Source organism: Xenorhabdus griffiniae (genome assembly GCF_001028135.1).
GTDB classification, from domain to species: Bacteria; Pseudomonadota; Gammaproteobacteria; order Enterobacterales; family Enterobacteriaceae; genus Xenorhabdus; species Xenorhabdus bakwenae.
Genome location: NZ_LDNM01000092.1, coordinates 1 through 801 on the forward strand (window position 1 = coordinate 1; position 801 = coordinate 801).

1 protein-coding gene is annotated in these 801 nt (G+C 45.7%); it reads right to left on the minus strand.

Annotated features, from left to right (window positions below; translation table 11 throughout):
• Nucleotides 1–801, minus strand: an 801-nt coding sequence (locus tag AAY47_RS15955) for an IS982 family transposase (protein WP_047771125.1), incomplete at both ends; no start/stop codon positions are given.

The following is an 801-nucleotide window of genomic DNA, read 5'->3' on the forward strand; positions in this document are numbered from 1 at the left end:
TCCTATAACGTTGGCTTGTTGAAGCCAGTCGCGCTGACTTTTACCTTGTTTAAAATTGGCAAAAATACCCAACGTGTGAGAAAGCAGTTTTCTGGCAATTCGATTACTCAAATGCCACAAATCCCGTGCCCAGCATTTCTCGATAGCAAATTGTCCGGCAAGTTGACCAATCACGGTTTCAATTAAACGGCGTTTGGCATTGATCATGCTTCTCGTTTCCTTGGGAAGAGGATCATCCATATTGGCACGCATCGGCGTAATCATCTCAATGCCCTGCTTCTTCATTTCCTGTTTAAATTCAATACCTAAATAGCCTTTATCACCGAGTAGATACCCTTTTATCGGGGCGGCTAAATCCCAGGCAGCTTCACGTTCACTGACACTGGCGGGAGTCAACGTAACCCCGGTTAACACACCGGTTTCATCTATCATCAGATTCCCTTTAAATCCGTAGTAAGTTTCGTTCTTGGCGGCACAATACCCATAATCGGCTTGCCCTTTAAAGTTGGCGCTCCCTTTAGCTCTTTTGAACCCACAGACGGGCAGCGGAAATCCGTCGATAATATGTACCGGCCTGTCGAAGGCACCCAATAATATCGCCAACTTTTCTTGCAGTTTTTGTTTGACAACCCAAAGGTTCGAGGCTTGTTTGGCAAAATTGGCTCGTGAACCCAGCCCCGGAAACCACTCACGCCAGTGGTGACAAAAATACGTCCAAATCCCTTTATCTGTTGAAAATCCTAAGAATTCACCAATCACTTCCATCGTGATGACTTCCGCATCACTCAATTTAGGTGGAAG